This is a genomic window from Lysinibacillus sphaericus (assembly GCF_000600105.1).
Lineage (GTDB): Bacteria > Bacillota > Bacilli > Bacillales_A > Planococcaceae > Lysinibacillus > Lysinibacillus sphaericus.
The window spans coordinates 2,654,024-2,671,742 of sequence record NZ_CP006837.1; the positions used below are offsets into that span (position 1 = coordinate 2,654,024).

Here is a 17,719-nt window from a genome sequence, read left to right on the forward strand (position 1 = left end):
TAAGATGCACTCCTAGTATGCTTTAGCTTGTCGATAAAAGGCATCAAGCAATGCCTTTTATCATGGTTATAACACTTCTTTACCAACGGACATCTGAAACAGAGCATATCCCTAGTAAGGATGATGCCTTGTGTTTTACTTAAAATAATAGTTTACTGCCTCGTCAGCAGAATGAAAAATTTCATTTTGATTATTTTTATAAATAAGCTTTGCGGCTTTACAAGCATCTTGAAAATTTTTGGCTTGGTTTAATTTTTCGTTTACTTGCTCTATAACCGTTGAAAAACCATCTAGGTTATATGTAATGATTTGTTCGAACTGTTGATATTCAATGTCTAGCATAATGGATAACTGATCTTCCACATAATTATTTAAATTAATAAAAATACATTCTTCGATGTCTTTAGAATGCTTATCAATAGTAATAAATGCCTCTTTATACTCTGCAATTAATTTTGAAGATGTCAAAGTGACCTTAAAACCTTGCTGTTCTAAACGTGTTTTACAACATGTATAAAATCGTTCTACTTCTTCGGAAATTTTAGGTGTAATCGTTGTTTTTTTTAATTCATCGCAATGTTGATAAATCGCATCAATTTTCTTCTGTTTTTCAACCAATAATTTGAAATTTGAAAGTGAGTACATTGTAAATTCCCCCTTCATTTTATAGTCGGCAATAGCAAGGGAATTTAGTCAACTTTCCATTCATTCTTATAACTTTTTTTGTTCTAATATGCGATGCGTTTAAAAAATGAAGTATACTTTCCTCGTTTACATATAAAAATAATTTTGCTGCATGGATTGGATTGTTTCAATCATTTCTTCTCTCAATTCTAAAGGCTCCAACACCTCAATATTCGCCCCTTGACTAAGTAGCCACATTTTAATACCACGACCAAAAACTTCCGCTTCAAACAAGCATTGTCCATCTTTATTGGATAAAATTTTGGCTGTCGGTAAACGATCTAAGACCGCCTGTGGCGAACGCCCCTTAAAAAGAAACTTAATATGCATCAGCTCACCTGCATCCATAAACTGAATGCGTTTACGAAATTCACCTTCTTGAAAGCGTTCGGAGTAGGGGATTTGAAATTTCTTATCTAACTCTAGAAAATGCTGGATACGATCAATACGATAGACAATCGGTAGGTCCTTCTCATGCTTACTATCGTAAGCTATTAAATAGAAATAGTATTCGGAGAAAATAACACCAAGAGGTTTTAATATTTTTTGTGAAGGAATTATCTCACTCTCTCGTAAATAATCAATTTTAATTATTTTTTTCTTTTGAATTGCCTCTGAAATTACCCATATTAAATGTAAAAGAGATTTTTTATGATTTAAGTCAACGTACAAATGCTTCTCATTTAAAATGATATTATGAATAAACTCTTGTTTATCTGCTGCAACAATGGATAAAACGTTTTTCCCGGTATTCGTTAGCTTATACACTTTTTCTGTTCGCACATATTCTAAATGACAGTCTAGTTTAGCTTTTTCAATATACGCTCGAATTTGATCTAAATCTCGTTGTATGGTTTTTTCACCAACTTGATGTGTAAATGCTTCTTGCTTTTTGCTAATTCCTTGACCATCCATCAATCTGTCGAACATTGAAATGACACGATAGCCTTTATTTTGTTGTGAATCCACCATATATCCCACTCTTTCTACATAGTTACCCTCTTATTATACAAAACGAGATGGACATCATTAGTCCTTATAACTACGAATTTTCTATATAATTGGGATAATTAGTGCAATACTAATTGCATTAGATTCCATTCTTCACAGACGGACATACCAATTTTTTGTAAGTATTATCAAGTAAACTGGCATATTAAAGGACTTCAATCCGAGTAGGTTGAAGTCCTCTTATAGTAGTTAACTTTTTAATTTTACGGCTGTACCATAGACTAAAACCTCAGAAGTTCCGTCCATAACAGATGATGTGGAAAATCGGACGGCTACAATCGCATCAGCTCCTAAAAGCTGCGCTTCTTCTTCCATAGCTCGTGTAGCAATTTCTCTGGAGCGCACGAGCATTTCGGCATATTCTTTCATTTCACCACCCACAATATTGCGAAGCCCCGCCATCATATCGCGACCAATATTTCTCGATTGGACCGAATTGCCCTTAACCAAACCTAATGTTTCTTCAATCTCTTTTCCTGCAACAACATCCGTTGTTGTTAAAAGCATTGCCATTCCTCCTTATTGTTGTAGTTCTTGAACCGCTAATACAGCATCGTCAATAGAAGTCGTAATGACACCGTTGCGCTTGATTAAACCGATAACAAATAAATTACGGTAAACAAATTGATTTTCAATGCCATCACGTATAAGCGCCTCTATTTTCATCATATTTTCTCGCCCTTGTTGACGGACGTCTGTAAATACCCCAACGATTGGGCGGTTCAGCATTGAAAATGCACCGATTTCAGCCGCTACGCCAGAATCAATTTCTACACCATCTAACACAGCCACTAAAACATCACTCGTTTGTAGCATTGCTAAATCCGCTTCCGCAATGGCTAAACTATCCGCATAGGATGCCTTATCATTAATCGCATCGTTCTCCTGTGGAACATATAATTCAATATCTGGTATCGCTTGTCGAATTGCCGTTGCTAACCGTTCATTTACTAAGCGATCTCCTAAAGAAAATAATCCATTCGCTAAATATGCTTTCATCATACATTCCTCAATTCAATAATTTTTCAAACACTATTTTATGTCGACCTTTATCATCAATAAAAGTCGAAACAATATCAAAACCATGGTGAATATTTGTGATGAGCATGGTTTTGCGCTTATTTCTACCGTATGTACGAACTTTACTATAGCCAAGTTCTAGCACTTTTTCATGTTGCTTTCGCATCAATAGACTAGCAATACCTTGACCTCGCATTTTTTCGTGAACACCGCCCAACCAACTATAAAAAACGCCATCAGAATGTGGGTAGCCTAATTTAAATCCTACCATCTCCTGTTTCTCCACGGCAAATAAACAAAGCAGGTCTTTTTTACTTTCCAGTTTTTCTAGAGTAAGATGTGCACCTTCAAACACATGTGCATGAATTTCTTGTAACGGTTGCACCCAATGATAAGGTACACCTTCAACTACAATGATTTGCACCTTTATCACCCGCCTCTTTTCATTCAATCATTATATCAAAAAAATGTCTTACATGTATTCGATAGGCATACAACGGAATTAAATAAGGTGATTTTAACCATACAGCATTGCGGGTTGTCGTACACCTTGTAAATAATCTGCTAGTTTACCAGCAAAAATCTCTTCTAAATAAGGTAACTGTGCAATACAGTCGGGGGTCATTAACGCTGGATTTTGATAAATCTTCAGACCACCGATTTTTAAAAGGGTTGCCACAAACTGCGAACAAAAATAAGCGCGTTCTCTACGTACTTCCTTTTGCATCATCACACCAAAAAGCCCTATAAAATTATATTTATATCGATCTCGATTGCAATACATATAGTGTACAATTTTTTCCATCTCTAAGTACTGATAATACGAAACACGACAACGGTAAATCACACAATCCGCGTATTCAAAAAGACCAGCTTCTGCATTTTCCCTTAAAAATCCGCCACTTAGAGGATTATTGAGCTGTCTTCGCCCAAAGCTGTACATATCAAAAAGTTCCTGGTCAAAGGCGATGGAAGCATGGTTCATCTCTTTTCCCGTATACATCCCTATTGCTTTCGATAATAAGGTCCCTGTTTTTGTCAATACTATGTAAATGGTATATACCATTTCGTCACCTACTTCAATATTGTTCTGTTAATACCAATACGTTTTAATTCTTCAAATGGTTTCGTAATTTCCTTATTTTTATAGTATAGAAAATAAATCTTAATTTTTACTTAAGCTGAAACTTAAGATTTCCTTAATTTTTAATAGGGTGTAGTTGAATTGTGAAAATACTAGATTTGATTCTATGAATGGTTAAACACTAGTATTTTTTCGCTACCTTTATTTATATGTTTAGACTTGTATTGTTATGTAGAAGACAACTAGGTATTCATAAATTTTCACCACTGGGACACTGACTGAAAAATAGGAAATGCAGAAACTGTATTTAATATATTCGTTTAAAGTAGCTAATTTCTTCATTAATTATCAGAAATATATTATAATTTTTTATAGACTCATCTAAATCCAATTAAAAAAATAAAAAGGAAGTGAGGTACATATGAATTGGGTAAAAGTTGCAGTCGCAATTATAGTCATTATAGTCATCTTAAATGTTTTAAACTTATTTATCTGGTTCAATCTAAAATCTCAAGGGAATTCTGAACAACAGCATTCTAAACTTGAAAAAGAGGTCATAATTGAAATACAAAATAATCATTGATAATTAGATAAAAATTTTAAAACCCCTCGCGCAATTTTGTTATTTAGCTCTTGCATAGGCGTTCGCTTAAAGCACCAACCTTTATAGTCATAATCTGTGATATTAACGAACATGTACTTACATGAAGGAAGGATGTATGATTTTGCCCATCGACTACACATCTCCATCCACGCAGTTTACATTTGATGTAAATACAAGCCCCCTTTTTAAAAAGGATAATCAAAACTACATCAACATTCTCGGTACTGCCCAATTAAATACATTAGAAAATGTATCCTTGCTTGATATATTTCTAAGTACGAATAATGTTGTAGAACCGCATTATCATCAAAATGCAGGAGAGCTTGTTTATTGTATTTCTGGTGCTGCTACCGTTTCCTTATTAAATCCTTTTACAAAACAAATTCAAAATTACCCAATAAAATCTGGACAGGTAACAAATATTCCACAGGGTTGGTGGCATTATATCGTCGCGAATGCAGACAACACGCATATACTCGCTATTTTTGATGCCCCTACACCCGAAGTTATTTTAGGTTCTGATATTTTGAAATTTACACCAACAGCAATTATGGCGCATACGTATTGCTTAGATGAAAATGTATGGAAACAAACAATTGCGCCTGTTGTTCCTACGACTTATATCGGTCCTCCAAAAGAATGCAACCAATCCTTTCACACTCCCTCTAGCTCACCCAATTTTATGCAAATGTATCCGCCTTACAACTTAAATTATTACCATTATCCATACATGTATCAAAATGGTTACGAATATTCATGACATGAAGTCTATTGGTTTTCGTTGCAAAAATGCATAAAACATTTCAGAATGGAAAGTCTAACTATTATTCATCATGCATAAAAGAGGTGTATAAACAATGGGCTTTCCTATTATCCATACAAATTTTTGGGATGCTGTGATTGCCGTACCGGTTGTCATGATCCTGACTCAAGCAATTAAAGTTTTTTTCCCTATTCAACCTAAATATGTACCAGCAATCGCTCTGGCTCTAGGTTTAATGATTTCTATTTTTATTAGCCTATGGGCCTTTTTTATGGATACGCAGCCATTGGGAATTATGCGTCCTTAAAGACCACGATTAGGAGCTTTAAAAATAAAACAACAAAAGCATGATGGTAGATAAGGAATGCTTCGTGACGAGACTTCTATTAAAGAGCGAAACAGAGAAAAAGCAGAAGTAAAGTGGCGAAGCCTTCAAACAAATAATGTACATACGTTTTGCTAGATGACACACATACCAAATTGATAATGACTACTTTTCCTATAAATGTATAAAAAATAACAAATCATCCCATCCTAATCTCACAATCAACAACTATAAAATGAGTTAGGACGTGCAATAATGAAAATGTCAAAGCGAAATTTAGACGCTCTACGTTTTAAGGAAGTGTTTGCAATTTGGAAACAACTTGGGGTCAATAATGGCTATATAGCGACCAATCATCTCTTTTTCAAGCATGCCGTGAATCGAGAGTTAAAAGTTATTATTTTGGAGTTTATTCAATATTTAAAAGAGGAAAATAAACAACTAGAGAAGCTATTAAAAGAAAATGGCGTACTTGCCCCACCACTATCCATTGACCAAGGAAGTTTACAAATTGCTAAGATTCGAGGCAAGACAGCAGTAAATGATTGCGAAATTAGTGCCATCCTATCGATGAATATTGCTTCTTCGTTAATTTCAGTCAGTCAAGCGATGGACATGTCTATCGAGCATATGCTCTCTACAAAATATCAAGTCTTTCATATGAAGTATGCCAATCTTGGCGCAAAGTTAATTGCCCTTAGTCACAAAAAAAGTTGGTTACTTGCTCCCTCTACAATGTAAAACGAGCAATAAAGCAATTGTTTAGGTCGTCTCGTACTTTACAAGGCGACCTAAACGGCTATTCACTTAACTGTTTTTCTCTGTTTGTCACTAACAAATAATCCAGCGCACTCATTCTAGTTAACTTATGTGTAAATTTAATAGCATCTGCTTGTGAATCAAATATAAAATTTTCGAGTTCGTCTGTTGGTATATATTGATCAGCGATTTTTCGTTTCAGTTTTCGTACAGATAAAATGTGTGAATCTTCTTCATATAAAATAATGGCACCAACGTTCCGATAAAGCGTGTGATCAATCGTTGCGACAACTTTCACATTCAATCCTTCAAATTCCGTTAAATCTACCTGCATTTATTTACCAGCCTCCCTCTCTTCTCTTACATTCTATTTCCAACAATCATAGTCCTGCTTTATATCATAATTTGCGTTTAGCATAAATGATTTTTATAAGTCATTTAAATGAAGATTTTTTTGCAAGCGGCGCTCTCTTTAAAGAAAAAATGGCACAACCTAATGCAGCTAACACTAAAATAGCACCGAAGCTTGCTAAATGCATGACCGAACCTGTAACAGTAAACATAGCCCCACCAATTGCAGAGCCTATCGAAATACCTATTTGTAAGGCGGCAGTATTTAAGCTTTGTTGAATATCAGATGTTTTAGGATCTGTTTGTATCAAATAATTTTGTAACGGTGGTGTAAGTGCCCAACTAAGCGCTCCCCACAACACTGTCACGACTAAAAATAAGGGAAACGCGACAATTGTATACGGAATACTGAACAGCACGATGGCAAATGTTGCGATAATCATAACGATCGATTTGCCTGTACCAATTTGGTCACTTAACCAACCACCAATTGCATTTCCGCTTACTGAAGCGAGACCGAATACTAAATAACAAATACTGATCCAAGAAGAGCTTAAATTAAATGCTTCAACTAAAAATGGCGTAAAGTAGGCATAAAGCATATAATGCCCCGCCAACATAAACAGTGTTGTTAAATGCGCACTTGCTATTTTCCAATTAGCTAATGACTTGATTTGAGCTTTTAATGGCACCACTTCAACAACTGGCATTTTTTCTAAAATCATAAATATTAGAATCATGGATACAGATGACAGCATTGCAATCCCTAAAAAAACGGCACGCCAACCGAATGCTTCGGTAATAAAAATGCCCATTGGTACACCGATGACTAATGCCGAACTGACGCCGACAAAAATAAGCCCTAACGCTTTGGCACGATGTCTTGGCTCTACTATTTTTGTTGTAATTGTTAAAGACAACACAATTACCAATGCTGTACTCATTGCTGTGATAATTCTTGCAATCATCACAATGGCAAAGGTTGGGCTGAAATAGGTCATGACATTCCCCAATGTGAATAAAAACAATGAAATAAGATAAAGCTGCTTCCTTTCCACTTTCGCAGTTAACGATAAAAGGACAGGCGCTGAAATAGCATATACTAGTGCAAAAATGGTAATTAATTGTCCTGCTGTTGCAACTGAAACGTTTAAATCATCTGCGATATATGGCAAAATACCGCCTACAATTAGCTCTACCAATCCAACTGCAAAAGTAGTAGCAGCCAATATAAATACTCTCCAATTCATGGAATCACCTTTCTATTACACTCCCATTTTGTAGCAGCATAAAAAAATCCTGACTACAAAATGCAAGCAAATTTTTGTAGTCAGGATTTTTATGGTTCCTGGTAGAGACCCTCAATCCATATTATTGAGGTTATACAGATCATTATTTTACTTTAGCTATATTAGCATATGGATTTTTGCGTTACAACATTTTTCTATCACTCTATTTGCTAACACCCGCAGTACTTTACATAAGCTCAATTTATTTTTATATATTTTTTTAGCTTTTTGCTTATATTTTTTATCATTCGACCATACATAGTAATAGACATGAAATATAGCAATGGGGTGATTGTTTGCGGATATTTGGATTAGTATGCTATTTTTTAATGCTATTTTATGGCGCGGAATTAGTAGTAGAAGAGCTCTCAATCGATCAACCAACATCTAGCTTAGAAAAGAGACAACATCCACTAAAAGAAACTGTTGAAGATTCAACAGTTTGCGTTTACTACCCTTCTTATAAAGTGTGTAAAGCATTATCAGCAAAATAAAGAAAATAAGGAGGCATGCCCATTTCCAATGAGCTGCCCCCTTTTGAATTTTTATCGTTGGTCTCTATTCAATGCCAATGTGAAAATGCTTAAATGGATAAAGTGTCAATTTTGCTTCTCCATAAATAGCATCTTTTGCAATTAAGCCGTAATGGCGACTATCATAACTTTTCAAACGGTTATCACCCATGACAAAGTATTTACCTTCTGGCACCTTTTTCTCATTCGTTAAACCTTCTAATGTGAAATTCTCGGTAATGCGTAGTTGACTCGGATCATCAGTTTGACGATTTACATAATCTTCTTTATAGGCCTTTCCATTTACATACAATACATCATCGATCATTTCGACTGTATCCCCTGGAAGCCCTATCACACGCTTAATATATAATTCATCCTCAGTCGGAGATTGAAAGACAATTTGGTCAAAGCGTTCAATTTTACTTGTTTTACTTACAATAATAATGTCCTTATCCTCATATGTCGGATACATAGAAGCACCTTGTACTTTTATCGGTGCAAATAAAAATTGCTTACAGCCTAAGACGACGATTGCTGTCACGACAATAATTTTAATGTAGGATAGAATTTCTTTTTTCATATTCGTTTTTTCTGCTTGCATGCTCATTCCCCGATACTTTTTTATTTAATAGTATAGCATTTTCTAGTGTCTATTGACGAATAAAAACACAAAATGTTTCCATCCCATGAAAAAAAGACATAAGCTCAGTCGCTTGTGTCTTGGAAAATATATTCTATTTATGTACATTAACTAGTTGCTTTATGTAGTAGAGTGATGTTGCTCGTTAAATAAATCAACTGCTAATACAATCCCAACAGGCAACGCGATAGCTAACAATATTGTACCAATCATCATCACAATCACTCCCTCAACCATTTCTTATAAAAAATTATACACTAAATTTTCAGATATTTCAAACGAAATAAAAAACTGCTAGCACATTTTATAACGAAAAAAAATCATTCAACTAGGCATGCATCCTACCTGAATGATTTTTTTGTATTACATAAAAATTTTAAAACATAATAGTTGTAGCTGTTGCATCATGAATTTAACTGGACTTTTTTGTACTTTCCGTTTAGGTACATAGCTTTGCATGCAATTATTTAATGCTGTATACCTAAGCACCTGGGTCCTCCCATTCATTCATCTCGCTCCCTTCGCAAACATATTTTTACAACTATTGTAGCCAAATGATCGTGCGTTATTCTAAATGGGTTTTTAACTCTGTTTGTATTTGTTGAAGCTCTGTTTCATCTGGTACATAATACCAAATACGGTCAATCATTTTCCCTCCTTCTGCTTCAAATGATAACTGCTCTATACTACTATCCATTTTCTTATATATACTTTGTAGCTGGATTAAATCTTTCACTGTAAAATTCATGCGGACATTGTCTCCGACAACATCGAGCATATCACTAGCCTTTAAAATCACGGAAGGTGTAGAAGCTTTTTTCATTACCGCTTCGATAATTTGACGTTGACGAATTTGACGACCAAAGTCCCCTCGTGGATCTTCGTAGCGTATACGTGAAAAAATAAGTGCTTCATCGCCATTTAAAGATAGTTCTCCCTTAGGAAAATGGTATGAATCATAGGTTAAATCCATATCATTTTGAATCGTAACACCACCAAGCGTATCTATAATTTGTAGAAACCCTTCCATATTAATAAATACATAATAATCGAGTGGAATATCTAACAAATTTTCAACTGTATCCATTGCCATTGGTACGCCTCCAAAAGCATATGCATGGTTAATCTTATCTACTGTGTCATGACCAATGATTTCAGTACGTGTGTCTCGCGGGATGCTTAACATTTTCATCGTTTGTTTTTCAGGATTGACCGTAATGACAATCATTGTATCTGAGCGGCCACTATCGTTGCTTCGTTCATCAACACCTAGTAACAGCACAGAAAACGGTTCTTTTTTCTTCATTGTTTTTGGCGCTTCTTCAGTAATGTCTGTCGCTTCAACTAAAGGTGTATTTATTTTATTCATCGTTTTCTGAATAGTATAATAAGCTGTACCTATAAATATTAAAAAAATTGTTAATAGGCTACCTACTATCCAAAGCCATATTTTCTTCTTACTCCTTTTTTTCTTTTCTTTCATTCGTTTCATGTTTTTTTCCATACTTAAGTCCTCTCTAGCTTTTTAAAAAATTTGCCCCTCTTTTTGACGTTTTAGGTTGGAAAAAAGTTTATCTGGTCTATTTATATGCATATTGGACGAAAAAAAGACGTACACTAGTATTTACTAAATATGCGTCTTTATATTCGTTAATATGTAAAATTGGCAATCCTGTTTGTAAATGCCGCTGTTTTATCTTGTTACTTTTTAACCTACCTTCTATCATTTCCTACAGTAAGAAAACATTTCTTTATGTATGTAAAAACCCCTTTTGTACCGTATAGAATAGCAAATTTTCCTTCAATTATAAAGTTTTTTTGTCGATTTTACGTTTATTTTTAAAAAAGATTCATTTAGACAACTAAATTCGCCAATAAAACCATCTCAATCGCATAATCATTTTTCAGGCACAAGCCTTTCGATTTTGGTTTGCATTGTTAACGCAATCATTACGAAAAAAAAGAGAAATACCTTGAGCAGTAAAAACGCTCAAGGTATTTCTCCAAGCTACTGAAAAACGCAACTTTCTTATTGATTATTTCTGTCGTGTATTCCTTGCACTAACTTTTCTTGAATGGACAAATATTGTGCAATCTCTTCATCATTCAATACTTCAAAAAGCTGAATAAATACGTCCTTTCCAACCTCTTGTGCTTTTATTAATGCCTCTACACCTTTATCCGTAATTTGTAAACGAATCGTACGTCTATCCGCCTCATCGTATAGTCTTTCTGCTAAGCCTAGTTTTACTAATTTTTCAGCTATGCTTGTCATAGCACCTTTCGTATAACCAATCGTTTCCGCTAATTCTGCCTGTCTTTGCGGACCTTTAATTTTTAGTTCACTTAAAACTAAAATCGGTGAAATGCCTAGCGGATATGGAAAACCTTTCGTAAAACGTATAATATTAGCATTATTCATCTGATCAATCATATGAATGAGTTTAAAAATACTTGTCTGTGTCAAAAAAATCCTCCTCGAACAATAACCGAGAAAATTAGTGAAGCATGATTGAACCACCGTCAACCATAAGTGTTTGACCTGTGATATACTGTGAATCCTCTGATGCTAAAAATACTGCTACACGGCCGATGTCATCTTCTACATCACCAAAGCGGCCCATTGGGATTTTATTTTTAACAGCTTCGTAATATTCTGGTTGTGCTTTTGCCCATGCTTGTACACCTGGTGAATTTGCAATTGGGCTAATTAAGTTTACATTAATACCGAAACGTCCCCATTCATTTGCCGCTACACGAGAAATACCGCGGATTGCCTCTTTTGCTGCAGCATACGCACCTTGTGTTTCATGACCAGCAATTCCAGCACCAGAAGCAAAGTTAATAATATTTCCTTTTGTTTCTTTTAAATGCGGTAATGCCGCTTGCATTAAATAAAATGTTGGATAAAAACCAGTATCAAATGATAAATCTAAATCAGCCTGCGTTGTATCTTCAATCGTTGCTTGTTTTGAAGCATGTGCATTATTAACTAATACATCTAGTTTACCGTATTTTTCAACAACTGTATCGATTATTTTATGCAAATTAGCACGATCCATTAAATTTGCCTGTAAAAACATTGATTTTGGAGAAATTTTTTGCAATTCCTTTTCCATTGCTTTCCCTGTTTCTTCATTTAAATCTACAATCGTAACGATTGCGCCTTCTTTTACCATCGCTTTTGCCATACCACTACCGATACCGCCAGCTCCACCAGTAATAATTACTACTTTGTCTTGTAATTTGCCCATGAGTGAACAGCTCCTTTTCATTAATCGTTAAATAGTTTATCACTAAATTATTCATAATTAAACTAGATTGCTCACTCTATTGAAACTCTTTACATTTCATTGGCAATTTGCTTGACAATTTCATCAATCGTAGCGATTGCTGAACCTTTATTGCCTTGCGTTAAAATACTAAAAATATACCACTTGCCACTTCTCCCTTTAACATAGCCACTTAACGCATAGGTACCACTTATATAGCCTGTTTTAGCTGAGACACTATAGCCTTTCAAGCGGTTTTCTAATGTTGCTCCAACTAGCTTTCCTTTTCGTCCCGCATGTGGTAAAGCGTCCAAATACGAGAAGTACCAAGGTTTTTGTCGAACTTTAAATAGTAATAAGCTTTCCTGCATACTACTAACGCGGTTTTGATGATTTAAGCCTGAGCCATCTTCAAAGTACCATTGGTCCATATTTAATCCACTATCTATACCATAGGTGCGAATGGCTTCAATGCCCGCAGACCAGCTTCCTTCTCCAAGAAGCTCCCTTCCCAATTGCTTAGTTAGCATTTCTCCCATACCGTTAATGCTTAACTTTAAAAATCGAAAATTCATATCCTTTAATGGCATGGAGTAAGTAATGCCAACTCGCTGTGCATTTTCTGGTACTTTCCCTTCGGTAAGAGGCATTTTTTGAATTCCTTTTGCTACTAGTTTTTCTCGTAATACATCCAGCGTAAACATTGTTGGATTATAAACAGTCACATATGTATTTTTTTCTGTACCTGCTGGTAAATTGCCTGTTACAACAATTCGGTCTGTTCCATATTCTCTTGTGATTTTGACGGTCGATTTCTCACCCTTTTTCACAGTTTTTGTTTTGTTGACAATGGGGATTGTGCTTGCATATGGTAAAAGCTGAATTTTGGCTGCTTGTCCAATTTTAGTGCCAGTTACTTTTACATGGACATTGCCGACATCATATTGGTCATTCGGTGAGAGCGTTAGAGCAGAAATACGTGATGCATAAGAGAATGCCTCTTCTTGTGGGACTATTCCTTTGGCTAATCGATCGTCATCAAACCACGAATCATCAGCAATCAATGCACCTGTAATTTTGGTGATTCCTAATTTTTTTAGCCCATTGGCGAATGTTTCTAAATGGACAGGTAATAATGTTGGATCGCCCCCACCTTGTAAATAAATATTTCCTTGTAATACACCATTTTCAATGGGACCATCCACATAAGCCTTTGTTTCAAAACGATAATCAGAGCCGAGTAAATCTAATGCCGCAGCACTAACAAGCAATTTATGAGTGGATGCGGGACGTATCATTTTTTCCCCATGCTTACTATAAAGAACGTCTCCTTTTTCCATTTCTCGCACCGTAATACTATATTCATTGTTTTTCCAGTTTTTAGCGATGATTGTATTGATTTTATTCGTCATCGTTTGCTCATTTGCCTGTGCTTGTTCAACAAATAGCAATGGGTAACAACACAATGTTAGAAGCATCGTCAATATAACAATTTTCTTTTTCATAAAACCTCCATTTGATAAAATATTCTCTAATTATTTTTTATTTTAAGTAAAAGCGCTTATTTTTTCAATTCAACAGCCATTCTAACTTCTTCTGAAGTGGACAGACATCTTTTTTTTCGACATGAATAGACTGTAGTAGCTAGCTAAAATCACTTTCAAAATAGGAGTTGGTTTCGATGGGCGCAAAATGGATTAAAATATCGATCTTCTATTTAATACTTACAATCGCTTTTGGACTGTTTATGCATTATGCAATTCAACTTCAATGGAAGACGACACATGCACATATTGGTGTCGTTGGTTGGCTAACTACGGGATTCATAGGGCTCGTTTATTGTCATTTTAAGGATGCTGCAAAAACAGGGCTCGCCAAGGCACAGTTTTGGCTTTACAATATCGGTTTACCGTTTCTGTTAGTTGGGATGATGATGGTTTACTTAGATGTGCCTCATTGGTTATTTGAACTGTTCGTATCTGGCGGTGGAATTGCCGTGGCACTTTCTATTTTATTATTCTTTGTCAATGTCTTACAAAATGTGAAAAGTACTTAATTAAATATAGAGGGCGTTTTTACTCTACACAATATAAAGCAAAGGCATCAAGAGCGAACTTCTTGATGCCTTTCGTCAACACTTAAGCCCCACTTAGCAAAGTGGGGCTTAGACTGTGTTAAAAATTTTATTAGGGCTGTTGCATTGATGTTCTCACATATTTAATAGCTCATTAAGGATTTCACTTCCTTCTTTTGGTATTACGAGCCAATTAGTTTAGCTTAATTTTTGTTTTTTCTTTATAACATACCTCTTTTATATAGTATAAACCACCAAAGGAGGAATAAGAATGAACATTACTGATATTCGAGTAAGAAAAGTACCATCCGATGGAGTAAGTACTTTAGATCAGCAGAGCCAAGCGCTATTAACAAAAGCACTTGATAAATTGAATAAAGAAGAATTATTCAATGCCCCCAAAATAGAACAAGTAGACTACGAAACTACTTATTCTGTTTATGCATTCAACGAATTCAATGAACAAAACAAAACAAAAGTAAAACAAAAAACCACCTTCCTACAATTTAATAATTTTCTTATTGGTACTATTTTCAAAACAATAAACACTGAGACAAACAGAACATCTTACTTAGTGAAAGTTGTATCATTAGATATAGAACAAGAAATTAAGAAGACTATTATGTATTTAGATGATGAACTATTAAATGAATGGGAGCAGTTGTCCTCTGATAGTAAGTTAACGATACCAGAAGATTACAAGAATATAACATCAGATGACTTTCAAGACGATGATGTACTTAGTGCACAGGGGTGGGGTTTACCTTGTCTTCAAAACGGTTGTTGTTCTTTCCGTTATAAAGGAAATCCATTTAACCCACTTGTTAGATATAACTGGTGCGGGGCGAACTGTGGTTCAGGTCCTACTGTTAATGCATTAGACAATTGCTGTAAATATCACGATTATTGTTATGATGCAAATACGAAATATCCTGAACGTTGTGGCTGTGACCGTATTATTATCGAATGTGCTAATCAGACAGATGAAGCAGGGACATCACGTATCGTTGGGGCGTTCTCTGCAAAAATGGTTGCAATGGGCTGCTAATTTTCTTACTAACATCCACTAAAGTCACTATCAATAATAACTTTCGTGTTCTTAAGTTATATTGCCAAATGGGAAAAAACTAGTTATATAACATCTTTCATCGGTTCAATTCCGAGTGCCACCTCATTTCAATGATTGATTCATACAAGCGTTAGACGCAACTTTAGAATTACTCTAAGGTTGCGTCTTTAACTTGTATGAAGAATCGCCAAGTCTATTATTTTTTGATATAATCAGTATATATACATAGGACTTGAGAAAGTAAGAAATATTAATAAGGAGGGAAATTATGCTTGGTAAAAGCGGGAAGTTATCAGCATTATTTTCTGTAGCAGGACTTATTGTAATTGCTTGCTTTTATTATTTTCAAATTGAAGCGGTAATCGTAATTTTAGTTGGAGGAATTTTAATTGCCGTAGGAATAATCTTTAGTATTTTAAGCTTTATAAAAAAGGAAAAAGGATTTTGGAAGTATACCCCTTATATTGTTTTGTGGCTTTATTTCCTTGGTATTTTCTTGTCAATTATACTACTTTTCTTGATAGGTGAGCGTTAAATTATTTTTTAATGCATCGAAATATTATACCTTTATAAAGAAGTTACATAATAATAGACAAAGTCGAGTGTTTCGACTTTGTCTATTATTTTTACATTGGTTTGCTATCATTAATTTTTTCGTTAGAGTTTCTACAGTCGATAATTTAATATCTAAGTAGGCTTTTTCCACGATAAGAAAGCTAAAGTTTGCAATCATTTAACATCCTCTGCTGAATAATTCATCACTATCAAACATTATTTCAACTGAATTAATCCATTTCCTACCAGATTAATTGGAAAGTCCAATTTTAATGCATTCTTTGAAAAGTAATACTTTACTTGTGCCGGTATAAGTGGTGGTGCACACGGTTTAATTAACTGTAGTGCTAGTGCGGTTGCTCCTGAAACATGGGGTGTTGCCATGGAAGTACCGTTCAATTCTACATACTCGCCATTTAAGTGCGTTGATAGAATACCTTCTCCTGGAGCCACAAAATCTATATTGAGATGGGACTCTGAAAATATTGAAGGGGCAAGTTGTTGATTAACTGAACCGACAGATAATGTTTCCTTATAAAAACCAGGAAATGATATTTCTTCCGTTGTAGATAAACCGTCACCCTCATTCCCAGCTGCTGCGACAATGACTATGCCTAATGTATGCAATTCTTTAATGACTGTATATAACTCATCTTTATGAGTGGGGCCACCTAAAGACAAGTTTATAACTTGAACCTTTTCTCCGTTGGGTCCTCGCCATTTTTTGATATATTGAAGTGCACTGATTAATCCATTATACGAGCCTTTGCCAAAGCGATTTAAAATCTTTAAAATAAGTAACTTACAATTAGGTGCAACGCCTAATACACCCATTTCTTTATTTTCAGCTGCGATTATACCTGCTACGTGTGTGCCGTGACCATTATAATCAGTATAAATTTTTTTGTTTCCCCCATCATCTGACGAAAAATTATAGCCACCTATAATTTTGTCAATCAAATCTGGATGTGTTGTATCAACACCTGTATCAATTATAGCGACGACAACTCCTTGTCCTTTGTTGGATTGTTCCCAAACATCTCTTGCTTTAATAATATCTATACTAGAAGTAGGATATTGTTGTTGCTTTTTATAAGATTGTATTTTGTATGGTTTTAAAGCGATTCTATTTATAATAATCACTCCTAACGAAAGAAATTAATCGTACAACTTACAAAAGTTTTTAATTTTATTTGAGATATTTTGTGCATCCAATATAATCTCAGAAAGTAACTTTTTTTCTTCTGTATTAAGCTGTTCAGTTTCAAAGTTTTTTAAAAAGAAAGATTGCGTTTTTCGAGATTGGCAAAAGCATTTGAGTAAACATTCTATGTTCATTTACTTCTCTCCTCCCTAGTTCTTTTTAAATAAATTGCCTAATGGTAAATCACGAAACGAATGATACTTCTATTCGCCCATTTCAATTTTATTGTCATTTATTAATCCTCCAATTAATGAATGGTTCATTAATTAAAGAGATAATAAATCAAAAAAAACAAAATTTATTGTATATAATAATTTTTATCATCAAAAACAGAATAAATGTTCTGTTTTTTTGTTTTTTAAAGAAAGAAATCTCTTTATTTTATATAAGCTATAAATTATTACTGGAGAGATTTATGCGAAATTTGGCTACTAGAGAGAAGTAACTATTCTTAATTATAAGGGAGGAGTAAACGTGGATATAAAAATCTTTCTAACTAA

The 17,719-nt window shown here is 34.6% G+C and carries 21 protein-coding genes, 1 pseudogene and 1 riboswitch; of the genes and pseudogenes, 7 read left to right on the plus strand and 15 right to left on the minus strand.

Features of this window, described 5'->3' with window-relative positions; all coding sequences use genetic code 11:
- Nucleotides 1–135: 135 nt before the first annotated feature.
- The 6 genes from T479_RS12635 to T479_RS12660 form a co-directional block, all read right to left on the minus strand.
- Nucleotides 136–645 carry a hypothetical protein gene (locus T479_RS12635; RefSeq protein WP_024360983.1) on the minus strand — a complete coding sequence of 170 codons (510 nt, stop codon included), beginning with the start codon at nucleotides 643–645 and terminating at the stop codon, nucleotides 136–138.
- A gap of 126 nt (nucleotides 646–771) precedes the next feature.
- Complete coding sequence (locus tag T479_RS12640) at nucleotides 772–1,656, minus strand: helix-turn-helix transcriptional regulator (protein WP_052599502.1); 885 nt, start codon at nucleotides 1,654–1,656, stop codon at nucleotides 772–774.
- A 228-nt stretch (nucleotides 1,657–1,884) separates the two neighbouring features.
- Nucleotides 1,885–2,202: a YbjQ family protein gene (locus T479_RS12645; protein ID WP_024360985.1), complete on the minus strand. Its 318-nt coding sequence runs from the start codon at nucleotides 2,200–2,202 to the stop codon at nucleotides 1,885–1,887.
- Nucleotides 2,203–2,214: 12 nt separating this feature from the next.
- A complete protein-coding gene (locus T479_RS12650; RefSeq protein WP_227665354.1) occupies nucleotides 2,215–2,697 on the minus strand; it encodes a nucleoside 2-deoxyribosyltransferase in 483 nt (160 codons plus the stop codon).
- Between the two features lie 7 nt (nucleotides 2,698–2,704).
- Entirely contained in the window at nucleotides 2,705–3,139 is a 435-nt protein-coding gene (locus tag T479_RS12655; protein ID WP_025219821.1) for a GNAT family N-acetyltransferase, read from the minus strand.
- A gap of 93 nt (nucleotides 3,140–3,232) precedes the next feature.
- Complete coding sequence (locus tag T479_RS12660; protein ID WP_024360988.1) at nucleotides 3,233–3,781, minus strand: hypothetical protein; 549 nt, start codon at nucleotides 3,779–3,781, stop codon at nucleotides 3,233–3,235.
- Between the two features lie 737 nt (nucleotides 3,782–4,518).
- Between T479_RS12660 and T479_RS12665 the strand changes: the two genes are divergently transcribed.
- The 3 genes and pseudogenes from T479_RS12665 to T479_RS12675 all read left to right on the plus strand — a co-directional run bounded on the left by T479_RS12665 (nucleotide 4,519) and on the right by T479_RS12675 (nucleotide 6,232).
- Entirely contained in the window at nucleotides 4,519–5,163 is a 645-nt protein-coding gene (locus T479_RS12665; RefSeq protein WP_025219822.1) for a cupin domain-containing protein, read from the plus strand.
- A 97-nt stretch (nucleotides 5,164–5,260) separates the two neighbouring features.
- Nucleotides 5,261–5,517 (plus strand): annotated as a pseudogene (locus T479_RS12670) (hypothetical protein).
- A gap of 229 nt (nucleotides 5,518–5,746) precedes the next feature.
- Entirely contained in the window at nucleotides 5,747–6,232 is a 486-nt protein-coding gene (locus tag T479_RS12675) for a DUF3231 family protein (RefSeq protein ID WP_024360991.1), read from the plus strand.
- A 58-nt stretch (nucleotides 6,233–6,290) separates the two neighbouring features.
- Here the strand turns inward: T479_RS12675 and T479_RS12680 are convergent, their stop codons facing one another.
- Nucleotides 6,291–6,584: a hypothetical protein gene (locus tag T479_RS12680; protein ID WP_024360992.1), complete on the minus strand. Its 294-nt coding sequence runs from the start codon at nucleotides 6,582–6,584 to the stop codon at nucleotides 6,291–6,293.
- 100 nt (nucleotides 6,585–6,684) lie between these two features.
- Complete coding sequence (locus T479_RS12685) at nucleotides 6,685–7,851, minus strand: MFS transporter (RefSeq protein WP_025219823.1); 1,167 nt, start codon at nucleotides 7,849–7,851, stop codon at nucleotides 6,685–6,687.
- A 57-nt stretch (nucleotides 7,852–7,908) separates the two neighbouring features.
- Nucleotides 7,909–8,009, minus strand: a riboswitch (purine riboswitch).
- A 177-nt stretch (nucleotides 8,010–8,186) separates the two neighbouring features.
- Between T479_RS12685 and T479_RS12690 the strand changes: the two genes are divergently transcribed.
- Nucleotides 8,187–8,384, plus strand: a complete 198-nt coding sequence (locus tag T479_RS12690) for a hypothetical protein (protein WP_025219824.1) — start codon at nucleotides 8,187–8,189, stop codon at nucleotides 8,382–8,384.
- Nucleotides 8,385–8,448: 64 nt separating this feature from the next.
- On the opposite strand, the gene lepB is transcribed toward T479_RS12690, so the two are convergent.
- The 6 genes from lepB to dacB form a co-directional block, all read right to left on the minus strand.
- The gene (gene lepB, locus T479_RS12695) at nucleotides 8,449–9,006 is read right to left on the minus strand and encodes a signal peptidase I (protein WP_024360995.1); all 558 of its coding nucleotides are present in this window, start codon (nucleotides 9,004–9,006) and stop codon (nucleotides 8,449–8,451) included.
- Between the two features lie 159 nt (nucleotides 9,007–9,165).
- Nucleotides 9,166–9,261 (minus strand): hypothetical protein, encoded by a 96-nt coding sequence (locus T479_RS12700; RefSeq protein ID WP_029747072.1) that lies wholly within the window; start codon nucleotides 9,259–9,261, stop codon nucleotides 9,166–9,168.
- 349 nt (nucleotides 9,262–9,610) lie between these two features.
- Nucleotides 9,611–10,549, minus strand: coding sequence for an LCP family glycopolymer transferase (locus tag T479_RS12705; RefSeq protein ID WP_025219825.1), 939 nt, complete (start codon nucleotides 10,547–10,549; stop codon nucleotides 9,611–9,613).
- Nucleotides 10,550–11,074: 525 nt separating this feature from the next.
- On the minus strand, nucleotides 11,075–11,512 hold the full coding sequence (locus tag T479_RS12710; protein ID WP_024360997.1) for a MarR family winged helix-turn-helix transcriptional regulator: 438 nt from the start codon (nucleotides 11,510–11,512) through the stop codon (nucleotides 11,075–11,077).
- A 31-nt stretch (nucleotides 11,513–11,543) separates the two neighbouring features.
- Complete coding sequence (locus tag T479_RS12715) at nucleotides 11,544–12,299, minus strand: SDR family NAD(P)-dependent oxidoreductase (RefSeq protein WP_024360998.1); 756 nt, start codon at nucleotides 12,297–12,299, stop codon at nucleotides 11,544–11,546.
- Nucleotides 12,300–12,388: 89 nt separating this feature from the next.
- On the minus strand, nucleotides 12,389–13,822 hold the full coding sequence (gene dacB / locus T479_RS12720) for a D-alanyl-D-alanine carboxypeptidase/D-alanyl-D-alanine endopeptidase (protein ID WP_025219826.1): 1,434 nt from the start codon (nucleotides 13,820–13,822) through the stop codon (nucleotides 12,389–12,391).
- Nucleotides 13,823–13,998: 176 nt separating this feature from the next.
- Here dacB and T479_RS12725 point away from each other — a divergent pair, with 176 nt between their 5' ends.
- The 3 genes from T479_RS12725 (at nucleotide 13,999) to T479_RS12735 (ending at nucleotide 15,995) form a co-directional block, all read left to right on the plus strand.
- Entirely contained in the window at nucleotides 13,999–14,373 is a 375-nt protein-coding gene (locus T479_RS12725) for a hypothetical protein (protein ID WP_024361000.1), read from the plus strand.
- 289 nt (nucleotides 14,374–14,662) lie between these two features.
- A complete protein-coding gene (locus tag T479_RS12730; RefSeq protein WP_025219827.1) occupies nucleotides 14,663–15,439 on the plus strand; it encodes a phospholipase A2 family protein in 777 nt (258 codons plus the stop codon).
- Between the two features lie 289 nt (nucleotides 15,440–15,728).
- The gene (locus T479_RS12735; RefSeq protein ID WP_024361002.1) at nucleotides 15,729–15,995 is read left to right on the plus strand and encodes a hypothetical protein; all 267 of its coding nucleotides are present in this window, start codon (nucleotides 15,729–15,731) and stop codon (nucleotides 15,993–15,995) included.
- Between the two features lie 236 nt (nucleotides 15,996–16,231).
- Here the strand turns inward: T479_RS12735 and T479_RS12740 are convergent, their stop codons facing one another.
- Nucleotides 16,232–17,158: a S8 family peptidase gene (locus T479_RS12740; RefSeq protein WP_137036986.1), complete on the minus strand. Its 927-nt coding sequence runs from the start codon at nucleotides 17,156–17,158 to the stop codon at nucleotides 16,232–16,234.
- Between the last annotated feature and the right edge of the window lie 561 nt (nucleotides 17,159–17,719).

Coding starts and splice junctions, on each gene's coding strand:
- T479_RS12635 (WP_024360983.1), bottom strand. CDS start 645: ATGTACTCACTTTCAAATTTCAAATTATTGGTTGAAAAACAGAAGAAA.
- T479_RS12640 (WP_052599502.1), bottom strand. CDS start 1,656: ATGGTGGATTCACAACAAAATAAAGGCTATCGTGTCATTTCAATGTTC.
- T479_RS12645 (WP_024360985.1), bottom strand. CDS start 2,202: ATGCTTTTAACAACAACGGATGTTGTTGCAGGAAAAGAGATTGAAGAA.
- T479_RS12650 (WP_227665354.1), bottom strand. CDS start 2,697: ATGATGAAAGCATATTTAGCGAATGGATTATTTTCTTTAGGAGATCGC.
- T479_RS12660 (WP_024360988.1), bottom strand. CDS start 3,781: ATGGTATATACCATTTACATAGTATTGACAAAAACAGGGACCTTATTA.
- T479_RS12665 (WP_025219822.1), top strand. CDS start 4,519: ATGATTTTGCCCATCGACTACACATCTCCATCCACGCAGTTTACATTT.
- T479_RS12675 (WP_024360991.1), top strand. CDS start 5,747: ATGAAAATGTCAAAGCGAAATTTAGACGCTCTACGTTTTAAGGAAGTG.
- T479_RS12680 (WP_024360992.1), bottom strand. CDS start 6,584: ATGCAGGTAGATTTAACGGAATTTGAAGGATTGAATGTGAAAGTTGTC.
- T479_RS12685 (WP_025219823.1), bottom strand. CDS start 7,851: ATGAATTGGAGAGTATTTATATTGGCTGCTACTACTTTTGCAGTTGGA.
- lepB (WP_024360995.1), bottom strand. CDS start 9,006: ATGCAAGCAGAAAAAACGAATATGAAAAAAGAAATTCTATCCTACATT.
- T479_RS12700 (WP_029747072.1), bottom strand. CDS start 9,261: ATGATGATTGGTACAATATTGTTAGCTATCGCGTTGCCTGTTGGGATT.
- T479_RS12705 (WP_025219825.1), bottom strand. CDS start 10,549: ATGGAAAAAAACATGAAACGAATGAAAGAAAAGAAAAAAAGGAGTAAG.
- T479_RS12715 (WP_024360998.1), bottom strand. CDS start 12,299: ATGGGCAAATTACAAGACAAAGTAGTAATTATTACTGGTGGAGCTGGC.
- dacB (WP_025219826.1), bottom strand. CDS start 13,822: ATGAAAAAGAAAATTGTTATATTGACGATGCTTCTAACATTGTGTTGT.
- T479_RS12725 (WP_024361000.1), top strand. CDS start 13,999: ATGGGCGCAAAATGGATTAAAATATCGATCTTCTATTTAATACTTACA.
- T479_RS12730 (WP_025219827.1), top strand. CDS start 14,663: ATGAACATTACTGATATTCGAGTAAGAAAAGTACCATCCGATGGAGTA.
- T479_RS12735 (WP_024361002.1), top strand. CDS start 15,729: ATGCTTGGTAAAAGCGGGAAGTTATCAGCATTATTTTCTGTAGCAGGA.